General features: G+C 59.8%; 2 protein-coding genes. Both read right to left on the reverse strand.

Going from position 1 to position 1,123, the window contains the following annotated elements:
• Positions 1-50: 50 nt before the first annotated feature.
• Positions 51-302, reverse strand: coding sequence for a DUF1244 domain-containing protein (locus B3187_RS16110; RefSeq protein WP_024462203.1), 252 nt, complete (start codon positions 300-302; stop codon positions 51-53).
• A gap of 10 nt (positions 303-312) precedes the next feature.
• Positions 313-1,123 (reverse strand): LysR family transcriptional regulator (locus B3187_RS16115; RefSeq protein ID WP_286807477.1); only part of this gene is annotated, 811 nt, incomplete at its 5' end.

Below are 1,123 nucleotides of genomic sequence, written 5' to 3' on the forward strand. Positions count from 1 at the left end.
GGAATTAATCAGAGTGTCCTTAAATACAATATGACAATAAGGCGGGCCGATCAGCGGGGTGTCTGATAGCGGGCCTTCCACTCCTCATAGGGCATGCCGTAGACCATTTCCCGCGCCGTGTCCTTGTCCACGTCCAGGCCACGCTCCTGGGCCGCCTCCATATACCACTTGCTCAGGCAGTTGCGGCAGAAGCCGGCCAGCTCCATGAGATCGATGTTCTGGACGTCCTTGCGCTCATCCAGATGTTTGAGCAGGCGCCGAAAGGCCGCCGCTTCGAGTTCGGTTTGGGTTTGAGTATCCATGGGGTCTCCTCTAGTCTGAGCTAAGTGTAACACCGCGATTGGGCTGACCATCAAACCCATCCCAATAGGGTGGATCCCCGAAGTAGCCCTCAATGAAGTCCACAAAGGCGCGCACTTTCGTGGCCAGCAGGCGTCGGTGGGCGTAAACGACATAAAGAGCCAGGGATTCCGGCTCGTGGTCCGGTAACAGAACCTGAAGCCGCCCGGCCTGAATCGCCGGGCCAACTATGAAGGTGGGCTGCAGCACCAGGCCCGCGCCGGCCTCGGCCAGCCGCCCCAGTACATCTCCATTGTTGGTCGCCAGCCCGGCCAGCTGCTCGGCCTCGGGTATCAACCACTTGAGCAGTGGCTCGCTGCTCTCATCCATATAGCTGTAACGCAGAAAGCGATGCCCCTTGAGCGAAGCGAGACTATGGGGTGTTCCTCGGGCAGCCAGATAGGCAGGGGAAGCGCAGAGTACCATGCGCACCGGTGCGATCCGCTTGGCAACCAATGAGGAGCTCTGCAGTCGGCCGATACGCAAAGCAATATCGAAGCCCTCATCGACAATATCCACCTTGCGATCATTGAGCTGGAGATCGATTTCGATGCCCGGATAGGTCTGCTGAAAGTCCGCCAGAAGCGGCCCCATATGCAATGCGGCGAAGGACACCGGGGCACTGATGCGCAGACGTCCGCGCGCCTGGTGCTGCCAGTTGCCGAGCTGGCTTTCCACGGCTTCCAACTCGTCCAGCAACGGTTTCGCGCGGGCGTGATAAGCAGTGCCCGCTTCGGTCAGGTGCAGTTGGCGCGTCGTACGGTTGAGCAAACGCACTCCTAGG

It is taken from the genome of Marinimicrobium sp. UBA4209, from assembly GCF_002381585.1.
In the GTDB taxonomy this organism is placed as follows: Bacteria; Pseudomonadota; Gammaproteobacteria; order Pseudomonadales; family Cellvibrionaceae; genus Marinimicrobium; species Marinimicrobium koreense.

Excerpts from the sequence above, each read along its gene's own strand:
- B3187_RS16110 (WP_024462203.1), bottom strand. The coding sequence starts at position 302 with ATGGATACTCAAACCCAAACCGAACTCGAAGCGGCGGCCTTTCGGCGC.